17 protein-coding genes are annotated in these 20,063 nt (G+C 44.6%); 10 read left to right on the forward strand and 7 right to left on the reverse strand.

Going from position 1 to position 20,063, the window contains the following annotated elements; all coding sequences use genetic code 11:
• Positions 1–104 precede the first annotated feature (104 nt).
• Complete coding sequence (locus tag ACED42_RS17910) at positions 105–1,250, reverse strand: Na/Pi symporter (RefSeq protein ID WP_017102996.1); 1,146 nt, start codon at positions 1,248–1,250, stop codon at positions 105–107.
• A gap of 388 nt (positions 1,251–1,638) precedes the next feature.
• Here ACED42_RS17910 and nhaR point away from each other — a divergent pair, with 388 nt between their 5' ends.
• Positions 1,639–2,529, forward strand: coding sequence for a transcriptional activator NhaR (gene nhaR, locus ACED42_RS17915; protein ID WP_009848442.1), 891 nt, complete (start codon positions 1,639–1,641; stop codon positions 2,527–2,529).
• Between the two features lie 100 nt (positions 2,530–2,629).
• On the forward strand, positions 2,630–2,923 hold the full coding sequence (locus ACED42_RS17920) for a metalloregulator ArsR/SmtB family transcription factor (protein ID WP_009848443.1): 294 nt from the start codon (positions 2,630–2,632) through the stop codon (positions 2,921–2,923).
• A 219-nt stretch (positions 2,924–3,142) separates the two neighbouring features.
• On the opposite strand, the gene rpsT is transcribed toward ACED42_RS17920, so the two are convergent.
• On the reverse strand, positions 3,143–3,403 hold the full coding sequence (gene rpsT, locus ACED42_RS17925; RefSeq protein ID WP_012603273.1) for a 30S ribosomal protein S20: 261 nt from the start codon (positions 3,401–3,403) through the stop codon (positions 3,143–3,145).
• A gap of 250 nt (positions 3,404–3,653) precedes the next feature.
• Between rpsT and murJ the strand changes: the two genes are divergently transcribed.
• The 6 genes from murJ to ispH all read left to right on the forward strand — a co-directional run bounded on the left by murJ (position 3,654) and on the right by ispH (position 11,561).
• Entirely contained in the window at positions 3,654–5,216 is a 1,563-nt protein-coding gene (gene murJ, locus ACED42_RS17930) for a murein biosynthesis integral membrane protein MurJ (RefSeq protein ID WP_009848488.1), read from the forward strand.
• Between the two features lie 70 nt (positions 5,217–5,286).
• Positions 5,287–6,222: a bifunctional riboflavin kinase/FAD synthetase gene (gene ribF, locus ACED42_RS17935; protein ID WP_371703602.1), complete on the forward strand. Its 936-nt coding sequence runs from the start codon at positions 5,287–5,289 to the stop codon at positions 6,220–6,222.
• Between the two features lie 63 nt (positions 6,223–6,285).
• Positions 6,286–9,144, forward strand: a complete 2,859-nt coding sequence (ileS, locus tag ACED42_RS17940) for an isoleucine--tRNA ligase (RefSeq protein ID WP_017098348.1) — start codon at positions 6,286–6,288, stop codon at positions 9,142–9,144.
• A gap of 158 nt (positions 9,145–9,302) precedes the next feature.
• On the forward strand, positions 9,303–9,803 hold the full coding sequence (lspA, locus tag ACED42_RS17945; RefSeq protein WP_371703604.1) for a signal peptidase II: 501 nt from the start codon (positions 9,303–9,305) through the stop codon (positions 9,801–9,803).
• Between the two features lie 194 nt (positions 9,804–9,997).
• Entirely contained in the window at positions 9,998–10,429 is a 432-nt protein-coding gene (fkpB, locus tag ACED42_RS17950; RefSeq protein WP_009848446.1) for an FKBP-type peptidyl-prolyl cis-trans isomerase, read from the forward strand.
• Between the two features lie 175 nt (positions 10,430–10,604).
• Positions 10,605–11,561, forward strand: a complete 957-nt coding sequence (gene ispH, locus ACED42_RS17955) for a 4-hydroxy-3-methylbut-2-enyl diphosphate reductase (protein ID WP_371703606.1) — start codon at positions 10,605–10,607, stop codon at positions 11,559–11,561.
• A gap of 138 nt (positions 11,562–11,699) precedes the next feature.
• Here ispH and btsR read toward each other — a convergent pair whose 3' ends face one another.
• The 3 genes from btsR to ACED42_RS17970 form a co-directional block, all read right to left on the reverse strand.
• Positions 11,700–12,431, reverse strand: a complete 732-nt coding sequence (btsR, locus tag ACED42_RS17960; protein WP_065680301.1) for a two-component system response regulator BtsR — start codon at positions 12,429–12,431, stop codon at positions 11,700–11,702.
• Positions 12,432–12,536: 105 nt separating this feature from the next.
• Positions 12,537–14,207: a LytS/YhcK type 5TM receptor domain-containing protein gene (locus tag ACED42_RS17965; protein WP_371703608.1), complete on the reverse strand. Its 1,671-nt coding sequence runs from the start codon at positions 14,205–14,207 to the stop codon at positions 12,537–12,539.
• Positions 14,208–14,456: 249 nt separating this feature from the next.
• Positions 14,457–15,950 (reverse strand): carbon starvation protein A, encoded by a 1,494-nt coding sequence (locus tag ACED42_RS17970; RefSeq protein ID WP_371703610.1) that lies wholly within the window; start codon positions 15,948–15,950, stop codon positions 14,457–14,459.
• Positions 15,951–16,284: 334 nt separating this feature from the next.
• Between ACED42_RS17970 and ACED42_RS17975 the strand changes: the two genes are divergently transcribed.
• The gene (locus ACED42_RS17975) at positions 16,285–16,635 is read left to right on the forward strand and encodes a DUF2799 domain-containing protein (RefSeq protein ID WP_009848451.1); all 351 of its coding nucleotides are present in this window, start codon (positions 16,285–16,287) and stop codon (positions 16,633–16,635) included.
• A 116-nt stretch (positions 16,636–16,751) separates the two neighbouring features.
• Here ACED42_RS17975 and murQ read toward each other — a convergent pair whose 3' ends face one another.
• Positions 16,752–17,672: an N-acetylmuramic acid 6-phosphate etherase gene (murQ, locus tag ACED42_RS17980; RefSeq protein WP_371703612.1), complete on the reverse strand. Its 921-nt coding sequence runs from the start codon at positions 17,670–17,672 to the stop codon at positions 16,752–16,754.
• A 45-nt stretch (positions 17,673–17,717) separates the two neighbouring features.
• Complete coding sequence (locus ACED42_RS17985; protein ID WP_371703614.1) at positions 17,718–18,833, reverse strand: anhydro-N-acetylmuramic acid kinase; 1,116 nt, start codon at positions 18,831–18,833, stop codon at positions 17,718–17,720.
• A gap of 121 nt (positions 18,834–18,954) precedes the next feature.
• Between ACED42_RS17985 and nagZ the strand changes: the two genes are divergently transcribed.
• On the forward strand, positions 18,955–19,944 hold the full coding sequence (nagZ, locus tag ACED42_RS17990; protein WP_371703615.1) for a beta-N-acetylhexosaminidase: 990 nt from the start codon (positions 18,955–18,957) through the stop codon (positions 19,942–19,944).
• The last annotated feature ends 119 nt before the right edge of the window (positions 19,945–20,063 follow it).

Genomic DNA, 20,063 nt, shown 5'->3' on the forward strand with positions numbered 1-20,063 from the left:
ACTACCGTTTTTGTTTTAAGTTCCCGCTAATCCGCGATGAACCAAGAAAAAGCCCGCAACCTAGGAGGTTGCGGGCTTTGCTATAAGCGATGTTTGTTTTGCTATTAAGCTGTCAGTGCTAACACGCTACCAGGCAGTACAAGGAATACCGCAACAAGATAACCTGCCACTACAGCTTTGTTTTTCACTGCCATGTCTGAAATGATATCAGCGGCTTTCACTGGCAGTTCACGTAGGAACGGAATACCAAAGATGAATACCGTTGCCATGATGTTGAACACCAAGTGTACTAGAGCAATCTGTAGTGCGAATACTGCAAACTCACCAGATACTGCTGTAGCTGCAAGTAGAGCCGTAATACATGTACCGATGTTTGCACCCAGAGTGAATGGGTAAACGTCACGTACTTTAAGAACACCTGAACCTACTAGTGGAACCATCAAGCTTGTTGTCGTAGAAGATGACTGAACAAGGATAGTCACGATAGAGCCAGAAGCGATACCGTGGATAGGACCACGACCAATTGCATTCTTTAGAATCTCACGAGCACGGCCAACCATTAGGCTCTTCATTAGCTTACCCATTACCGTGATAGCTACGAAGATAGTCGCGATACCTAGAACGATAAGCATAACCCCACCAACAGTGTCGCCAAACGTTGATAGTGGCTCTTTAATCGCACTTACAACAGGCTTAGTGATTGGCTTGATGAAGTTAAGACCACCCATGCTCATATCACCTGTTGCTAGCATCGGTGATACTAACCAGTGAGAAATTTTCTCTAGAATACCAAACGCCATCTCTAGTGGTAGGAAGATAGCAACGGCTAATAGGTTAAAGAAGTCGTGAATCGTCGCACTTGCGAATGCACGTTTGAACTCATCTTTACAACGAACATGACCAAGGCTAACTAGCGTATTGGTTACCGTAGTACCAATGTTCGCACCCATGATCATAGGGATTGCTAGCTCAACAGGTAAGCCACCTGCCACAAGGCCAACGATAATTGAAGTAACTGTACTTGATGATTGAATAAGTGCTGTTGCTACTAAACCAATCATTAAGCCTGCAACTGGGTGTGAAGCAAATTCGAAAAGAACTTTTGCTTGCTCGCCTGTTGCCCATTTGAAGCCTGTACCAACCATTGAAACTGAAAGTAATAGTAGGTAAAGCATGAATGCCAAGTTAGCCCAGCGTAGCCAACGAGTTGTGCTCGAGATAGGCGCTGCTGCAGTAGTAGCTTGGTTCATAATGTTTTCTCCATTGGACCGTTTTAGTCTGTGTTTGGTCTGTTTGTTTAATCTGAGCGTGATGTTAGAGAACAAATATTTCAGTAATATTACATTTTGGTTTAGGTGAGACTTTTTTGTGATGATTTGCTCTTTAAATATTTGGCCTTGAAATGGTGGTGGTTTAACTTGTTGTTTTTAAAGTTTTTTGTTCGTATTTTTGATAGGTGATATAGATCTTAAAAGTTAGAGAAAAATTGAAAATAATCGTTGAAATATTCCATTATGAAATCAGACACTTCGTAAAAATAAGTAGTAATTGATAGTTGGGTATGGTTTTTCCGAGTTTGTTGAGTGGAGGTGTCATATTTGATATAACAGGTTATCTTCTCTTTTTTACGGCACATTTATGTCGCATCTCAACTATAACCACCTTTATTACTTCTGGATGGTTTGCAAGCAAGGCTCTGTTACTAAAGCTGCAGAAGCCCTATTCCTAACACCACAAACGGTAACTGGTCAGATAAAAGCCTTAGAAGAGCGTATGGATGGCAAGCTAACTAAGCGTAATGGTCGCAGTGTTGAGCCGACAGAGCTTGGGCAGCTGGTCTTTAAATATGCCGATCGTATGTTTGGCCTGAGTTACGAGATGCTGGATATCGTAAATTATAGCCAGCACTCCAATATTCTGTTTGATGTTGGCGTCGCGGATGCACTGTCCAAAAGATTAGTCAGCAAGATATTGATGTCGACAATCCCACCCGATAACAGCATTCATTTACGCTGCTTTGAATCGACCCATGAAATGCTACTTGAACAACTTTCTCAGCATAAGCTCGATATGATTTTGTCAGACTGCCCGGTGGATTCTAGCCAAAGCCCAGGCCTGTTTAGTAAGAAGTTGGGTGAGAGTGGTATGAGCTTTTTCAGTTCAGGTAATGTGGAAGGTGTTAACTTTCCGGCTGTATTAGAACAAAAGAAACTGTTAATCCCAGGAAGTCGAACTTCGATGGGGCGTAAAGTACTGCAATGGTTTGATAGACAAGGACTTAAGCCTGATATTTTGGGTGAGTTTGATGACGCGGCATTGATGAAGGCTTTTGCTCGTTACCACCACGACGCTATTTTCTTAGCGCCTACGCTATATATGTCAGAGGTTGAGGAAGATACGTCATTGCAATTGTTGGGGGGAATCGAGGAGTTAAAAGAGGAGTACTACGTCATATTTGCTGAGAGGATGATCCAACATCCCGCAGTAAAAAATGTATGTGACGCAGATTTTAGCAAATTGTTCGAGTGAGCTTGTTTGTTAATGAATTGATATCGATTATCATGACTTCATAATCTGCCGGAAATACTGATAACCCGGACTTGGCGTAAAGGTTGTATGGAGCCAAACTATGAACTTAAAAGAGATGGAGAAGAATTCAGCACAAGCTGTGATTCTACTCAAAGCCATGGCCAATGAGCGTCGCTTACAGATTCTGTGCCTATTGCATGGTACTGAGCTGTCGGTTGGGGAGTTGTGTGGCAAGTTGGAATTGAGTCAATCTGCTTTATCTCAACATCTTGCTTGGTTGAGAAGAGATGGTTTGGTCGAAACTCGCAAAGAAGCTCAAACAGTGTATTACACATTGAGCAGTGAAGAAGTAAAAGCGATGATTAACCTACTGCATGGTATGTACTGCAAGTAGTTTATTGCTGGTGGGGAAGTGATTTCTTACCAGGGGTAGGGTCGACACAAGGAAGTGTCAGTATTTCATGTCGAACGTTAGTGCCTATCAGCAAACCGCATATCTTTAAGTAAACCAAGTAACGCTCAGTAAGAAAAATCTCTGTGTTACTCAAAGTTTAGGTATAAAAAAACCGGCCGAGGCCGGTTTTTTTCGTTTTGCGTTGTAATCAAATTTCTATTAAAGAGCTTTGATTGCAGCAGCGAAACGAGACTTATGACGTGCAGCTTTATTCTTATGAATAAGGCCTTTAGTCGCCATGCGGTCTAGAAGAGGTGTAACTTCTACAAGAGCAGCAGTTGCAGCTTCTTTATTGCCAGCTTCAATAGCTGCAATAGTTTTTTTCATGTAAGTGCGCATCATAGAACGACGGCTAGCATTGTGCTGGCGACGTTTCTCAGCTTGGATAGCGCGCTTCTTAGCAGATTTACTGTTTGCCAAGGTCTAACTCCCAAAAACTTAGTTCGGTGACAATTTAAGGGCGAGGACTATCCCTCATAGGCGCTTAATTGTCAAATGATTTGTGCAAAAACCAATCGTAGCCAAACAAACTTTGGTATGGAAAGGTCATCGCGGTTAAGATGGCGGGGATTCTAACAGCATTTTTAGACCAATGCTAATAAATATGCTTCTTAGGACAGGATAGTATTTATCCTCGCTTGAAAGTAATCAACCAGTGTCAGAGGTTTGTGTGAGTAAACGACTATTAAAGTCAGGCCTGATTGTCAGTGCAATGACTTTTGTTTCCCGCGTATTGGGGCTAGTACGTGATGTAGTAGTAGCAAATTTGATGGGAGCAGGAGCGAGTGCCGACGTATTTTTCTTCGCTAATAAAATCCCTAATTTCTTACGTCGACTTTTCGCAGAAGGTGCCTTTTCTCAAGCGTTTGTTCCTGTATTAACAGAATATCACGCTGCTGGTGATAAAGATAAGACTCGAGATTTAATTGCCAAAGTATCGGGCACGCTCGGGGTACTAGTTTCTATCGTCACCGTTATCGGGGTGTTGGGCTCGGGTGTCATCACTGCGATGTTTGGCGCAGGTTGGTTTATCGATTGGTTAAATGATGGCCCAGCAGCACCAAAATTTGAGCTGGCGAGCTTTATGCTCAAGATTACCTTTCCTTATTTATGGTTTATCACCTTTGTTGCTTTATCTGGTGCAATCCTCAATACCATGGGCAAATTTGCGGTTTCGTCATTTACCCCTGTGTTCCTGAACGTAATGATCATAGGTTCAGCATGGTTTATCTCTCCTAATTTAGAACAACCCGAAATTGGCTTGGCCATCGGTGTGTTTCTTGGTGGTTTAGTCCAGTTCCTTTTCCAAATGCCTTTCTTGATTAAAGCGGGTGTGTTGGTTAAGCCGAAGTGGGGGTGGAGAGATCCCGGTGTAGTTAAGATCCGCACGCTAATGATCCCTGCCTTGTTTGGTGTGTCAGTGAGCCAAATCAACTTGTTGTTCGATACCTTCATTGCCAGCTTTCTAGCAACCGGCTCTATCAGTTGGCTATATTATTCGGATCGATTATTGGAATTCCCACTCGGTTTGTTTGGTATTGCTATTGCGACGGTTATTCTTCCTGCTTTGTCGCGTAAACACGTAGACGCTCAAGGGGAAGGGTTTGCTCATACAATGGACTGGGGCGTGCGCATGGTTTTATTGCTAGGCATTCCTGCAATGTTAGGTCTTATTGTTTTAGCAAAGCCGATGCTGATGGTGCTCTTCATGCGTGGCGAGTTTTCACCACACGATGTACAGCAGGCTTCCATGTCTTTGGTGGCATACGCTTCAGGCTTGCTTAACTTCATGTTGATTAAAGTGTTGGCTCCGGGCTATTACTCACGTCAAGATACTAAAACTCCTGTGAAGTACGGCATCATTGCGATGGTCACTAACATGGTGTTCAACGCGATCTTCGCTTATTTCTATGGTTATGTTGGTTTGGCAATCGCAACGGCGTTATCTGCGTTCGTGAACATGACTCTACTTTATCGTGGTCTGCATATAGCGGGTGTTTATCGTTTAACCAAGACTACATTGTTGTTTAGCCTTAAATTATTAGTATCTGGAACTGTGATGGTTGGCGTGATTTTATGGCAACTAGACAATATGCAGCTGTGGCTTGATTGGAGCTTCAACCAAAGAGCGTTGACGCTAACAGGGTTGATCGCACTTGGTGGCTTTGCTTATATTGTGTCGGTACTGGTTTTAGGTATCCGAGTAAAACATTTAAAAGCAGCGACAGATTAATACTGATTAGTATATAATCCGTCGGTTTCACACAATAAATGATGCAAATAACAGGTTTTAGCTGATCACAATGGAACTGATCCGAGGTATACACAATATTAAAGCACAGCATCATGGCTGTGTATTAACCATAGGTAACTTCGATGGTGTTCATTTAGGGCATCAAGAGGTTCTGAGTCAGGTTTCTAAACAAGCTACAGCACTGGGACTCCCTTCTGTTGTCATGACGTTTGAACCGCAACCTATGGAGTTGTTTGCTAAAGGTCGAGCGCCAGCGCGTTTAACTCGCTTACGAGATAAGTACGTGCAATTGAGCAAGCTAGAGATTAGTCGTTTATTGTGTGTGAATTTCAATCAGTATTTTGCAAGCTTGTCTGCGGAAGCATTCATTAAGGATCTTTTGGTTGATAAGCTTGGTGTGAAATTCTTGGTGGTTGGTGACGATTTTTGCTTTGGCAAAGGTCGAACAGGTAATTTCGCGATGCTTAAAGAAGCGGGCGAAAAATATGGTTTTGAGGTGGTAAGCACCCAAAGCTATTGCTTAAATCAATTACGGGTAAGCAGCACTGAGATACGGAATGCACTAGCGGTCGATGATTTGGCTGCAAGTGCTACCATGTTAGGCCGTGACTACAGTATTAGTGGTCGTGTGTCTCATGGTCGAAAACTAGGGAGAACTATCGGTTTCCCTACCGCTAACATTCCATTAAAGCGTTGTGTTTCTCCTGTATCGGGAGTGTATGTTGTTGAAGCATTGGATATCGATGGTGTTCCTGTCGGTGGCGTTGCTAATATTGGACAACGACCAACGGTTAATGGTGTAAGGCAGCAATTAGAAGTGCACTTTTTTGACTTTAAAGCCAATTTATATGGTAAACAGTTAGAAGTACGACTTTTGCACAAACTGCGCGACGAGATAAAATTTGAATCGTTCGACGCACTAAAGAATCAAATAGAATTGGATGCTGAAGCCGCAAGGGTGTGGCTGCTTCAGCTAAAGAATTAGTCGGATGATTCCACCGATTAACATAATGTCTAACTTCGCCCAATATAACGGAATTAAGAATCGATGAGTGATTATAAAGATACCCTGAACTTACCAGAAACAGGGTTCCCAATGCGCGGCAATCTGGCAAATCGTGAACCAGAAATGCTGAAGCGTTGGTACAAAGAAGATCTTTACGGCGAAATCCGTAAGGCAAAGAAAGGTAAAAAATCTTTCGTGCTGCATGATGGCCCTCCATACGCGAACGGCGACATTCACATTGGCCACGCGCTGAATAAGATTCTTAAAGACATTATTATCAAATCTAAGACCCTTTCTGGTTTTGATGCACCGTACATCCCAGGTTGGGACTGTCACGGTCTTCCAATCGAGTTAATGGTTGAGAAGAAGAAAGGTAAGCCTGGTCAGAAGATTTCGGCTGCTGAATTCCGCGAAGAGTGTCGTAAGTACGCTGCGGGCCAAGTTGAAGGTCAGAAAGAGAGCTTCAAACGTCTTGGTATCATGGGCGAGTGGGATAAACCTTACCGCACTATGGATTTCGGCACTGAAGCGAACATCATTCGTTCTCTAGGCAAAATCGCAGACAAAGGTCACCTTCTTAAAGGTTTCAAACCCGTTCACTGGTGTACTGACTGTGGTTCTGCTTTGGCTGAAGCTGAAGTTGAATATAAAGATAAAGTTTCTCCATCTATCGATGTGAAATTTACAGCAGCTGACGAAGCGGCGCTTCTAGAGAAATTTACTCTAGCGGAAGGTCACGCGGGTCAGGGCGAAATCTCTATCGTTATCTGGACGACAACACCGTGGACTCTGCCTGCTAACCGCGCAGTATGTTTACGTGATGATCTTGAATACGTACTTATCCAAGTTGAAGCGAATGGCGAACAGCCAGCTCAACGTATCGTTGTTGCTTCTGAACTAGCAAAAGACGTAATGGATCGTACAGGTATCGAGCACTTCCATAACCTTGGTTTTGCGACTGGTGCTGATCTTGAGCTTTCTCAGTTCAACCACCCGTTCTACGATTTTACTGTTCCTGCTGTTCTTGGCGACCACGTTACAACGGATTCAGGTACTGGTGTGGTTCACACTGCGCCTGGTCATGGTCAAGAGGATTTCGTGGTTGGTAAGAAGTACGACCTAGAAATCGCTAACCCAGTAGGCTCAAACGGCGTTTACCTGCCAGATACTGAGCTATTTGCTGGTCAGCATGTATTCAAAGCGAACGATTCTGTTTTAGAAGTTCTAAAAGAGAAAGGTGCACTACTGCATCACCACGCTTACGAGCACAGCTACCCACACTGTTGGAGACATAAAACTCCAATCATCTTCCGTGCAACACCGCAGTGGTTCATCTCTATGGATCAAGCTGGCCTACGTGCAAAAGCACTAGAGTCAACGAAGAGTGTTGAATGGATGCCAGAATGGGGTCAAAGCCGTATCGAAGGTATGATCGAAGGTCGCCCTGAGTGGTGTATCTCTCGTCAACGTACTTGGGGTGTGCCAATTGCTCTGTTCGTTCATAAAGAAACATCAGAACTTCACCCAGATAGCCCAGCTCTTATTGAAAAAGTAGCGAAGCTTGTGGAAGAAAAAGGCATTCAAGCTTGGTGGGATGTCGATGCTGCTGAACTGATGGGTGCTGAAGACGCTGACAAGTACGAGAAAGTACTTGATACGTTAGACGTATGGTTCGACTCAGGTGTAACGCACTTCTCTGTTGTGGATTCTCGTGAAGAGTACAACTTCCCGAATGAAGAAAGAACGCACAGTGCTGATCTGTACCTTGAAGGTTCTGACCAACACCGTGGCTGGTTCCAGTCATCTTTGATTTCATCTATCGCGATGAAAGACGAAGCACCATACAAGCAAGTGCTAACGCACGGTTTCGTGGTTGATGGTAACGGCCGTAAGATGTCTAAATCTATCGGTAACGTTGTTGCTCCTAAAGATGTAACGAACAAGCTAGGCGCAGATATTCTACGTCTATGGGTTGCTTCTACGGATTACACTAACGAAGTTGCGGTTTCTGACGAGATCCTTAAGCGTTCTGCTGATGCTTACCGTCGTATTCGTAACACAGCTCGTTTCTTCCTAGCGAACTTGAACGGTTTCAACCCTGAAACGGATCTAGTTCCTGCTGAAGAAATGGTAGCACTTGATCGCTGGGCTGTTGGCCGTGCTCAAGCTGCACAAGAAGAGATCGTTAAAGCATACGGTGAGTACAATACTCACGGTGTAACTCAACGTCTAATGCAGTTCTGTTCTATCGAAATGGGTTCTTTCTACCTAGACGTAATTAAAGACCGTCAGTACACAGCGAAGCAGGGCAGCCATGCTCAACGTAGCTGCCAAACAGCGCTTTACTACATCGTAGAAGCTCTAGTTCGTTGGATGGCTCCTATCATGTCGTTCACTGCAGATGAAATCTGGAACGAGATGCCAGGCGAACGCGACACGTTTGTATTCACAGGCGAGTGGTTCGAAGGCCTATTTGGTCTTGCTGACGACGAAGAGCTAAGCAACGAATTCTGGACTGAAATCCAGTCAGTTCGTGGCGCAGTGAACAAGCTTCTTGAAGATGCTCGTAAAGAGAAAACAATCGGTGGCGCTCTGCAGGCTGAAGTTACTCTATACGCTGACGATGCACTAGCGGCTAAAATCAACAAGCTAGAAGATGAGCTACGTTTCGTACTTATTACTTCTGCTGCGGTTGTTAAACCACTTAGCGATAAGTCTGATACAGCTCAAGCGACAGACGTTGAAGGTCTGTACGTTGAAGTTGCAGCAACTGAAGCTGAGAAGTGTGACCGTTGCTGGCACCACACTCCAGATGTAGGCACAATTGAAGGTCACGAGAAAGTTTGTGGTCGTTGTGTGTCGAACATCGACGGTGAAGGCGAAGTGCGTAAGTACGCATAACGACTCAGAGAAATACTGAACTTTTTGTAAAAATCATAGCCCCAGTACCAACTGGGGTTATTTTTAATTATAGGAAATGTGTTTAGCCAAGTTTGGTAATCAAGGTCACTTAAATTGAGTAACAGTGAATACCAACTTCGTAAATACTAGGAATAGAAATGAGTGAAGTTTCGTTAAAACAATCTGGTGTGCGTTGGTTATGGTTGGCCCTACTTGTCCTCCTTGCTGATATCGGTATCAAACTCTTTGTTATGGACAACATGGGTTATGGCTGGGCAAACCGCATTGAGGTGTTGCCATTCTTTAACTTTTTGTACGTGCATAACTACGGTGCAGCATTTAGCTTCTTGAGTGATCAAAGTGGTTGGCAGCGCTGGTTATTTACGGGTATCGCATTTGCGGTAACGGGGATGCTGACGTACTGGATGAGCAAGCTACCAGCAACAGATAAGTGGAACAACATTGCTTATGCGATCATCATTGGTGGCGCTGTTGGTAACGTGTTCGACCGTGTTGTACATGGCTTTGTCGTCGATTACTTAGACTTCTATTGGGGTACTTACCACTGGCCTGCATTTAACCTAGCGGATATGGGAATCTGTATCGGCGCCGCGATGATCATCTTAGATGGTTTCCGTAAGAAAGATGAAAGCCAATAGACTACTCAGACATTAATGAGTATCAAGCAAATCGCTTTGTAATAGATTGTCCTAAAGTCAGCCTATGACTCACAGAATAGAATAGCCCTAAGCGCTGTCGGTTGATTCCGACGGCGCTTTTTTTTATGCTGCAACTAATATGAGATCAAAGCAAAATGCATTCTCAAATAATAAAGAAATCTAAGGAAAGTAACGTGGCAGCAATTAAAAATGATTCAGCAGTAACTCTACATTTTACGATTAAAATGAAGGATGGTTCAGTTGCCGATAGCACCGAAAATATGGGTAAGCCTGCAAAATTCGTGATGGGTGATGGCAGCCTAAGTGAGAACTTTGAACAGTGCCTGATTGGTCTTGAAACGGGGACTGAAAAGTCTATCGAATTGAAGGCGGAAGACGCGTTTGGTATGCCAAATCCAGATCATATCCATCATATGGATCGTGCTAAGTTTGTTGGCGACTCTGAAGTCGAAGTTGGCACTATTATGGCTTTCTCTGGTCCTGACGGTATGGAAATTCCAGGTATTATCACTGAGATCGCGGGTGATTCAGTGACGGTTGATTTTAATCATCCATTAGCAGGCCAAGACGTTACGTTTGACGTCAACATCTTAGCTGTGGACTAACTGTCTCAACGGTGGAGTAGCTATCTTAGCGGTTAATCACTATCTTAACAGTAGAATAACATCGCCTTACAGGTGTGATGCAACCCAGAGCTTCACTGTCTAGGCGCTTCACTGTAGAATGCGAACCTCGCTGACAGCGAACTCTATAGAAAAAACCTTAGTACAGCGGTAAATGATGAGCAATGAAATGAAAATAATGTTAGCTAACCCTCGTGGCTTTTGTGCCGGTGTCGATCGTGCGATCAGCATCGTAGAGCGCGCACTAGAAATGTATCAGCCACCGATCTATGTTCGCCATGAAGTGGTGCACAACCGCTTTGTTGTTGAGGGGCTCAAGCAGCGTGGTGCTATTTTTGTCGAAGAGTTAAGTGAAGTGCCAGACGATAATATCGTGATCTTCTCTGCTCACGGTGTTTCTCAAGCGGTTCGTAAAGAAGCGAAAGAACGCGAGTTAACGGTATTTGATGCGACGTGTCCTTTGGTGACTAAAGTTCATATGGAGGTTGCTCGAGCGAGCCGCAAACATATGGAAGTGGTATTGATTGGTCACGCTGGTCACCCTGAGGTTGAAGGCACTATGGGGCAGTACGCTAGCCAAACTGGTGGTATGTACTTGGTTGAAAGACCAGAAGATGTACTGAACTTAGTCGTGAACGACCCGAGTAACTTACATTACGTTAGCCAAACCACGTTGTCAGTTGATGAAACCGCAGATGTGATTGAAGAGTTACGTCGCGTGTTCCCTGAGATCCAAGGGCCACGTAAAGACGATATCTGCTACGCGACACAAAACCGTCAAGACGCAATTCGCGAGATGGCCGGTGATGTTGATGTCGTGATTGTTGTCGGTTCTAAGAACTCATCGAACTCTACCCGTTTAAAAGAGCTAGCTGAGAAGCTAGGCACGCCAGGTTATCTAACCGATTGTCCTGAAGACATTCAAACAGAATGGGTTGAAGGGAAAAAGAAAATTGGTGTGACAGCGGGTGCTTCAGCACCTGAAGAGCTAGTAAACCAAATCTTAGATCGTATTCGTGAGCTAGGTGCAACCGAAGTTGAAGAGATTCAAGGTCGTGAAGAGAACATGTTCTTCGAAGTACCGAAAGAGCTGCAGATTAAGCAAGTCGACTGATCTCTATTGATTGGTGACAAGATCGATTCGTAACTCTATCGATTTGCAAACACTATTGATTTGTAAACAGCAGGAAGCCAACGTTGATGCGTTGGCTTTTTTGATCGTGCTTTGGAAAAAGAGTCGAAATTTATGGGGTTACTGGAGACCGAGCTGCTCTTTTAAAGCCTTTAAGTAACGACGACTGACAGGCACTTCAAAGCCAGTCAGTGTGATGATCTCGGCTAATCCATTCTCTAACAGTTTGATCTCTTGGATCGATTTTATGTTGATCAAATACTGGCGATGACAGCGGATCAAATCGGTCTTTTCTTCTAGGATCTTCAGGGTTAACTGTGAAGTGGCGGTTTGTGATGAGCTACGAACATGCACACCGCTGATATCTGAATAGGCGCACTCGACCGTTTGGCTCGCCATGATCACAATGCGGTTGTGGCCGATACACGGGATCTGCTCTAAGTGGCAGGGAGCGATAGCAGATATATCTTGTTCTGGCGCTTTCTGGTTCTGCTTGATGACCTTATTCAGACGGCAAACACTCTTATTTAATCGACAAGGTTCAACTGGCTTGAGTAGGTAGTCAAAGGCATTGTCTTCAAATGCTTGAATCGCATATTGGTCGTAGGCGGTGACGAATACCACGTAGGGCATGGTGTCTGGATCAAGCATGCTTAACAGTTCAATTCCGGTAACCTGCGGCATTTGGATATCCAAATACACCACATCAGGCTTGAGCAGATTGATCTGTTTCAGTCCTTCGATCGCGTTACTTGCTTGGCCGATGATTTCTACTTGTCCGGTTTCAGTGAGTAGTTCAATCAGCTCTTCGCGAGCAAAAAGCTCATCATCGACAACTAATGCCTTTAACATCCTACAATCTTCATTTTGGTTCTATCCCTGCTTGTTTCACGCTTTTCTTTTAAATGTCGGCTTCTAAATGTTTCAACTCGGAGTGATTCGTCTCCGAAAATACCTTTATTTCAGTATAGGTATGATAAAGCTCATTCGAGTAAATTGCTGTGGTTGAGATTCTATTTTTAGTGCTGAATCTTGTCCAAAGAAATTAGTGAGTCGTTTATCAACAATCTCCATGCCTAATCCAACGTGATCTTGGGATGGCTTCTGATAATTACCAGCATTGTCTTCAACGATTAACTTGAATCCACCCACGAAAGCCTCGCTATAGATCTTCACTTTGCCGCCTTCTAGCATGTTAGAAATCCCATGTTTGATGGCATTTTCTACTAGCGGTTGTAGGGTAAAGCTTGGCAGTTGCGACTCGTATAGTTGTGGGTCGATATCCCATTCGACTTCTAATCGGTCGGTAAAACGTGCTTTTTCAATAGTTAGGTACGCATTGACGTGCGCCAGTTCGTCTTTGAGTTTCACTGTATTGATGTTCTGCTTCAGATTACTTCTAAAGAAGTGAGAGAGATGCTGAATTAGTTCTCGTGCTTTATCAGGATCACGACGTGTAACGGCACTGATGGTGTTGAGTGCATTAAACAGGAAGTGAGGATTCACCTGAGCATGCAGCAGTTTGATTTCCGCTTGGGTGAGCAGCGTTTGCTGTTGCTGATAATTACTAAACAATATCTGGCTCGACAATAGCTGAGCAATACCTTCGCCCATCGACATATTGATGGTCGAGAACAGCTTTAGCTTTGGCTCATACAGTTTGATGGTTCCGATGACTTCGTTTCCTGCTCTTAACGGGATAATTAGCGCTGAGCCTAACTTACAATCTTGCGAAAGGGAGCATTGGTATGGATTCTCTTTGCCGTCAAGGTAGATGATGTCGTTCTGTTCCATCGAAGTGAGCGTGCTCTGCGATGAAATAGGGGTATTCGGAATATGATGTTCATCACCAATGCCGATGAATGCAAGGATTTTTTCTCGGTCAGTGATCGCCACCGCACCAACGTTGGTCTCTTCGTAAATGATGCGCACGATTTTTTGCGCATTATCCGAATTGAATCCTCCATGCAAAATACCCACTGAACGCTCGGCGATGGTTAATGCGCGGCGTGAGAAAGTTGCCGAATACTTCTCGAAGATGGTTTTCCGATCTTGGATGATGCTCATGAACAGCGCCGCACCGACCGAGTTAGCGATGATCATTGGCGCAGCAATATCGGAAACCAGAGCATAGGACTGCTCAAATGGTTTTGCGACCGCCAGTAGAATCAGCATTTGAATGATCTCTGCAAACAGGGTTACCGAGAAAACCACTAACGGATTAAACAGTTGGCTGGCTTTGTTCTTTCTCACGAGATAAACGTGTAACAGGCCGCCAATCAAGCCTTCTGCTGTGGTTGAAATCGCACAAGCCAAGTCTGTGAAGCCGCCTAATGAGTAACGGTGAATACCGCCAGTAAAGCCGACGGCAAAGCCAACGACTGGGCCGCCAAACAGACCACCCATTACCGCACCCATCGCACGAGTGTTGGCGATAGCGTCATTAATCTGCAGTCCAAAATAGGTGCCCATAATACAGAATAGGGAAAACAGAACGTAGCAGCTTATTTTATGACTTAAGCGTGAAGAGATGCTCAACAAAGGGAGAATCAATGGAGTTTTACTTAGCATGTAAGCAATCACTAAGTAGACACAGGTTTGTTGCAGCAGAGAGAGAATGAGTTCCATATTTTCACCTATTGAGACGCTTGTTAAGTGTAAAGCTCATTGCGTGGTAACGGTAGCTTTGCTTGTGTTTTCGTTGGTTATATCCAGTGACGATTGCTTCTCAATGCTGAGATACAGTAAAGCCCATCACAGAGGACGGGCTTTAGTCTTAATTTCCACGAATCACTGGGTGATTACGGGAACAAGCGAAGTGTTTTTGGCTTTCTTATTCTCCTCTGTCTATGAAGAGTGAGAATGTTTCGGGGAAAACTAAGCTGTTTTTGTTACGGGCTTTGCTTCCTTTTCTGATTCGTCATCAGCAAGGTCGATATCGCCTTTGCCTTTTGAAATTTTGATAACGTAAGCTGCAATTCCGAATGCACTCACCACGCCGATGATGGTTGAAAGTTGCATTGGCAGACCGAAGCCTAGCTGACTGTTGTTCAGGATGAATGTGATACACACAGATGTCATGAACACAGCTGGAACCGTTGTTACCCAGTGCAGTTTATTGTGACGAAGTAGGTAAGCCGAAGCTGTCCATAGCATCATGACTGCTGTTGATTGGTTAGCAAAACCGAAGTAACGCCAGATGATACCGAAATCTACTTGAGTCAGGATACCACCGATAACGAACAGTGGTAGAGCCATCAGTAGGCGGTTACGCAGTGTTTTTTGTTCCATGTTGAAGTATTCAGCAAGGATAAGACGGCTTGAACGGAACGCTGTGTCACCAGAAGTGATAGGTAGGATAACCACGCCAAGGAAAGCAAGGATACCGCCAAATACACCCAGTAGGCCAAATGAAGCGCTGTATACCACGTTACCTGGGCCGCCGTTTGCAATCGCGTCAGATAAAGACTCAACTGAACCGAAGAACGACAGAGCAAGTGCACACCAGATTAGAGCGATGATGCCTTCACCAATCATTGCGCCGTAGAACACGAAGCGACCGTTCTTCTCGTTTTCCATACAACGCGCCATCAAAGGAGACTGAGTTGCGTGGAAGCCAGAGATAGCACCACAAGCGATAGTGATGAATAGAGCAGGCCAAAGTGGTAGGTCATTCGGGTTCATGTTGGTGAACATGTCTTTCATCTCGAAGCCGCCCATTATTTGGTGCTCGTCAGACAGACCAATCGCAGTGATTAAGCCAACAGACATGAAGATAAGCAGTGCGCCGAACAGTGGGTAGAAGCGACCAATGATTTTATCGACAGGGACAATCGTTGCGATGATGTAGTAAGCAAATATGATAACAATCATCGTTGTTGCAGACATCGCGAAATCAGTTTGGTCGTTCACTAGGTTAGTGATCATGCCTGCTGGAGCAGAAACGAATACCACACCAACAAGAAGCAGTAGAACAATGGCAAAGATGTTCATAAAGTGTTTTGCGCCATTGCCTAGGTAACGTCCTGTGATGGTTGGAACCGAAGCACCACCATTACGGATAGATAACATACCTGAGAAGTAGTCGTGTACAGCACCTGCGAAGATACAACCTAGAACGATCCAAAGCATTGCTGCTGGGCCGTAAAGAGCACCCATGATAGGGCCGAAGATTGGACCTACACCTGCAATGTTAAGCAGCTGAACTAGGTAAACCTTTGGTGTTGACATAGGAACGTAGTCCACGCCGTCTTGCTTGGTGTGAGCGGGTGTTTGACGCTTTTCATTGACACCGAAAATCTTTTCGATAAAGGCACCGTAAATAAAGTAGCCACCAATGAGTGCTGCAACACAGGTAAGAAACCACATCATAATTTGTTATCCCTGAATGTATTAATTAAGTCAGGGTGTATATTAAAGGAGTGTATGAGAAGAAACTTCCGCTACTGGAGTGAGTGGTCGAATAGCTAATTAAGTGGTGTTATAACCGGTTTAGTGGTTTGTGACCTTTGCGGAGCGGTTGGTTACTGGTGTTGAGAAGTGTCATGCTTCTAGTTAGTGGTGACTTATCAGCTTTAAGCGGTAATCAATAAATATCAACGGCAGATAACAGACATAAGTGGACATCAGTCAGTGTTCAGCGGAGAATCGCCACAAAGGCAGCGCTTCGTCAGAAAGTGATGAAGTAACAATATAAAGGATTGAAATGAAAAAAATAATCGCATTATTCGCCGTGGCATTTAGCCTTGCAGGATGCAGCGCCAATGTTCAAGATTTAGCCGCCGAAGGCAATTGGCAAGAGATTGGCTATCGTGATGGTATCAAAGGCCACACTCAGCGTTCTTATTCAGATATGGCCGAGCTTGGCGGAGTCGATCAAGCTAGCTATACAGAAGGTTATCACCTAGGTGTGACTGAATATTGTAATCCGAACCATGCTTATCAGATTGGTTTATCTGGTCAAGTGTATGAAGGCGTGTGTTCTGGTACGGAAGACGCTCAACGTTTCCGTATGGAATGGCAACGTGGCTGGGATGAGTTCTCGAACGACTATTAAGCCCAAGCTAGCGATAACAAATGAAAACTAAAAAAGACCAGTACTGCATGTGTACTGGTCTTTTTGTATGTAGTTAAAGTTACTCTCTAAATGAGAAGCTACAAACAGAATTGAGATTACTGATTATTCTCGACTGCTTTTCTCAAGAAGCCATTTTGCTTATCAAGCTGAGCCTTGGCCAATTCTAAATCTAGCCCTGTTAGAATCATCAAAATCGATAACTTCACATCGTAATCAGTCGTTTTAAGTGTCGAGACTGCCAGTGCCTTATCACACTCTGTTGCTTGGATAACGATACGAGCAGCGCGGGCAACTAACTTTTCATTGGTCGCTTTTACGTCGACCATCAGATTTTGGTAGCTCTTACCGATACGAATCATGCTGGCTGTGGTCAGCATGTTGAGCACCAATTTTTGCGCTGTCCCTGATTTTAAACGAGTTGATCCCGTTAAGGCTTCTGGGCCAACCACTGGGCTAATTGCGATTTGAGCAATCTCAGCAATTGGAGAGCCTGGGTTACAAGACAGCGCAACCGTCACCGCGCCAAGCTGATTGGCGTAATTGAGTGCACCAATCACGTAAGGTGTACGACCGCTTGCTGCAATACCTACCACGACATCATTTTCTGAAAACTGAATCGCTTTGAGGTCTTCAATACCGAGAGTCAGCGAATCTTCCGCTCCCTCTTTGGCTTTTAAAATCGCTTCTGGTCCGCCAGCGATTAAGCCGATAACCATTTTGTCTGAAACACCGAAAGTCGGAGGGCACTCTGAGGCATCTAATACACCTAATCGACCACTGGTGCCTGCACCCATATAGATCAGTCGGCCACCGTTTTGAAAGGCGTGAGCGATCTTGTCAACCGCTTTCGCGATCAGTGGTAATTCGGCTTCGATCGCCAGTGGTACCTGTTTGTCTTGTTGGTTAATCTTTTCAACCACTTCGAGAGAGGTGAGTAGATCAATATCCATAGTGTCAGGGTTTCTCCCCTCCGAAACGAGGTGCGAGAGCGCTGATATGAGAGCGTCGTTACTCATAATGATCCTTAAATGGTGATTCTAAAATGATGGTTCTAAAGTTGTTTAGTCAGCACGATAGAGAACGCCTAGAGAGGCCGCTCTGCTCGCGCCAGTCACTTCTGGTAAATTGCTTGGCAGTTGATGAACATGACGTTGAGCAAGCCACGCAAAGGCCATAGCTTCCATATAATCGGCATCAACGCCTTTACTGGTGGTTGACTCAACCTCCCAGCCAGGAAGCAGTTCAGACAGTCTCTTCATCAACAGTGGATTTCTCGTACCCCCGCCACACACATAGAGCGCAGGTTGGTTACCCAAGCGATAAGTCTCCACTTCATTCGCTATCGTCAATGCAGTGTATTCACAAAGTGTGTGCTGAACATCTTCTGCTGCAAGGTCTTTAAATTCTGTTAATTGTTGCTCTAACCACGGTAGATTAAATAGCTCCCTGCCAGTGCTTTTCGGCGGCATTTGAGATAGATAAGATTCATTTAATAACTGTTCGAGCAAGGCTTGACTGAGTTGACCTTTAAGTGCGAATTGCGCATCACGGTCAAACTTCTCACCCGTGTGCGTATCAACCCAAGCGTCCATCAACATATTGCCGGGGCCTGTATCATAACCAAGAGTAGGCTGATTCGGGCGCAGTACTGAAATATTCGAGATACCACCAATATTCAAGACTACAACCGAGCTGTCTCGCGGGTGAAAAATCGTATGGTGAAACGCGGGGACTAATGGCGCACCTTGTCCGCCAAGCGCCATGTCTTTGCGTCTGAAGTCGGCAACCGTTTGAATATCTGTTTTAGCGGCAATGATATTAGCGTCACCCAACTGCATGGTAAATGGCGAAGTACCGGTTGGCTGGTGGAATACTGTTTGGCCATGGTTCCCAATCGCAGTCACAGAAGATGCAGGCGTACCTGACTTATCGAGAAGTTGCAGAACAGCATCAGCAAATAGATGACCAAGCTGGTGGTCTAGTTCGCCAATGGCAATCAAATCCGTTTTCTGACCAATACAAACTTCAAGCAGACGCGCTTTGAGATCATCAGGCATTGGGAACTCATCATGAGCGAGCAATGTGATGCGCGAATCTTCAATCGACACTAAGGCGGTATCAACACCGTCCATACTCGTTCCCGACATCACACCGATATACAGTTCTTTACGATCCATTCCTAAGCTCTTGCACTGCATTCCTAAAGTCTTCCACAGATTGGTTTAAAAACATTGTAAAGCAAATTTAAAGAGAATAATCTCGGGAAGTTTATGAAATTAGGTTTAATAAGGGATAAATATGGGACCGTTGTGGGTAGATGTCGCGGGCTACGAACTGACAGCTGAAGACAGAGAAATTTTAGAGCACCCAACCGTTGGTGGTCTCATCTTATTCGCTCGAAACTACCACGATAGCAAACAGCTTTCGGCGTTAAATAAAGAGATCCGTAAGGTAGCGAAACGTCCTATTTTGATTGGCGTTGACCAAGAAGGCGGCCGAGTTCAGCGCTTTCGCGATGGCTTTTCAATTATCCCTGCCGCTCAAGAATTCGCGACTAAGAATAATGGTGAGCAGTTAGCAGAACAAGCCGGTTGGTTGATGGCGGCGGAATTGATTGCCCATGATATCGATCTGAGCTTTGCGCCTGTATTAGATAAAGGTCACGACTGTAAAGCGATTGGTAGCCGAGCGTTTGGTGAAGATATTGATACCATCGTTCGCCACAGCAGTGCTTTTATTAAAGGCATGAAATCGGTTGGAATGGCGACAACAGGGAAGCACTTCCCAGGACACGGTGGCGTGATTGCTGATTCGCACCTTGAAACGCCTTACGATCCTAGAGACGATATATTTGAAACTGACATGGCGATCTTCAAGGCGCAAATTGAAGCCGGAATATTGGATGCCATGATGCCAGCACACGTGGTTTTCTCTCACTATGATGATCAGCCAGCGAGTGGCTCACAGTATTGGTTGCAGAAAGTATTGAAGCAGCAGCTTGGATTCAAAGGCTTAGTGTTCTCTGATGACTTAACGATGGAAGGCGCTGCCATTATGGGCGGGCCAGCAGACAGAGCGAAAGCAGCCTTGAATGCTGGCTGTGACATGGTGCTGATGTGTAATAAGCGAGATGCACAAATTGAGGCTCTTGATCATTTAGCAATTCAAGAGGTGCCTTTAGCCAACTCATTGCTTAAAAAGCACAGCTTTGATTTATCGACGCTTCACTCGGATAGTCGATGGAAAGAGGCCTCAGAGCAAATTAAGCGAATGTTAAATGCTGGGTGATAAATAAACACTCTATAAGTTTGAAGAAGGCGATATGAGAAATATCGCCTTTTTTGTATGTGTGAGGTGCAGTTTAAGCTGGTTTGTGTATTAGAGTTAATTAAAGTGAGCATGTAAAT

Origin of the sequence: Vibrio sp. FF145, assembly GCF_041439075.1 — a bacterium.
GTDB classification, from domain to species: domain Bacteria; phylum Pseudomonadota; class Gammaproteobacteria; order Enterobacterales; family Vibrionaceae; genus Vibrio; species Vibrio tasmaniensis_A.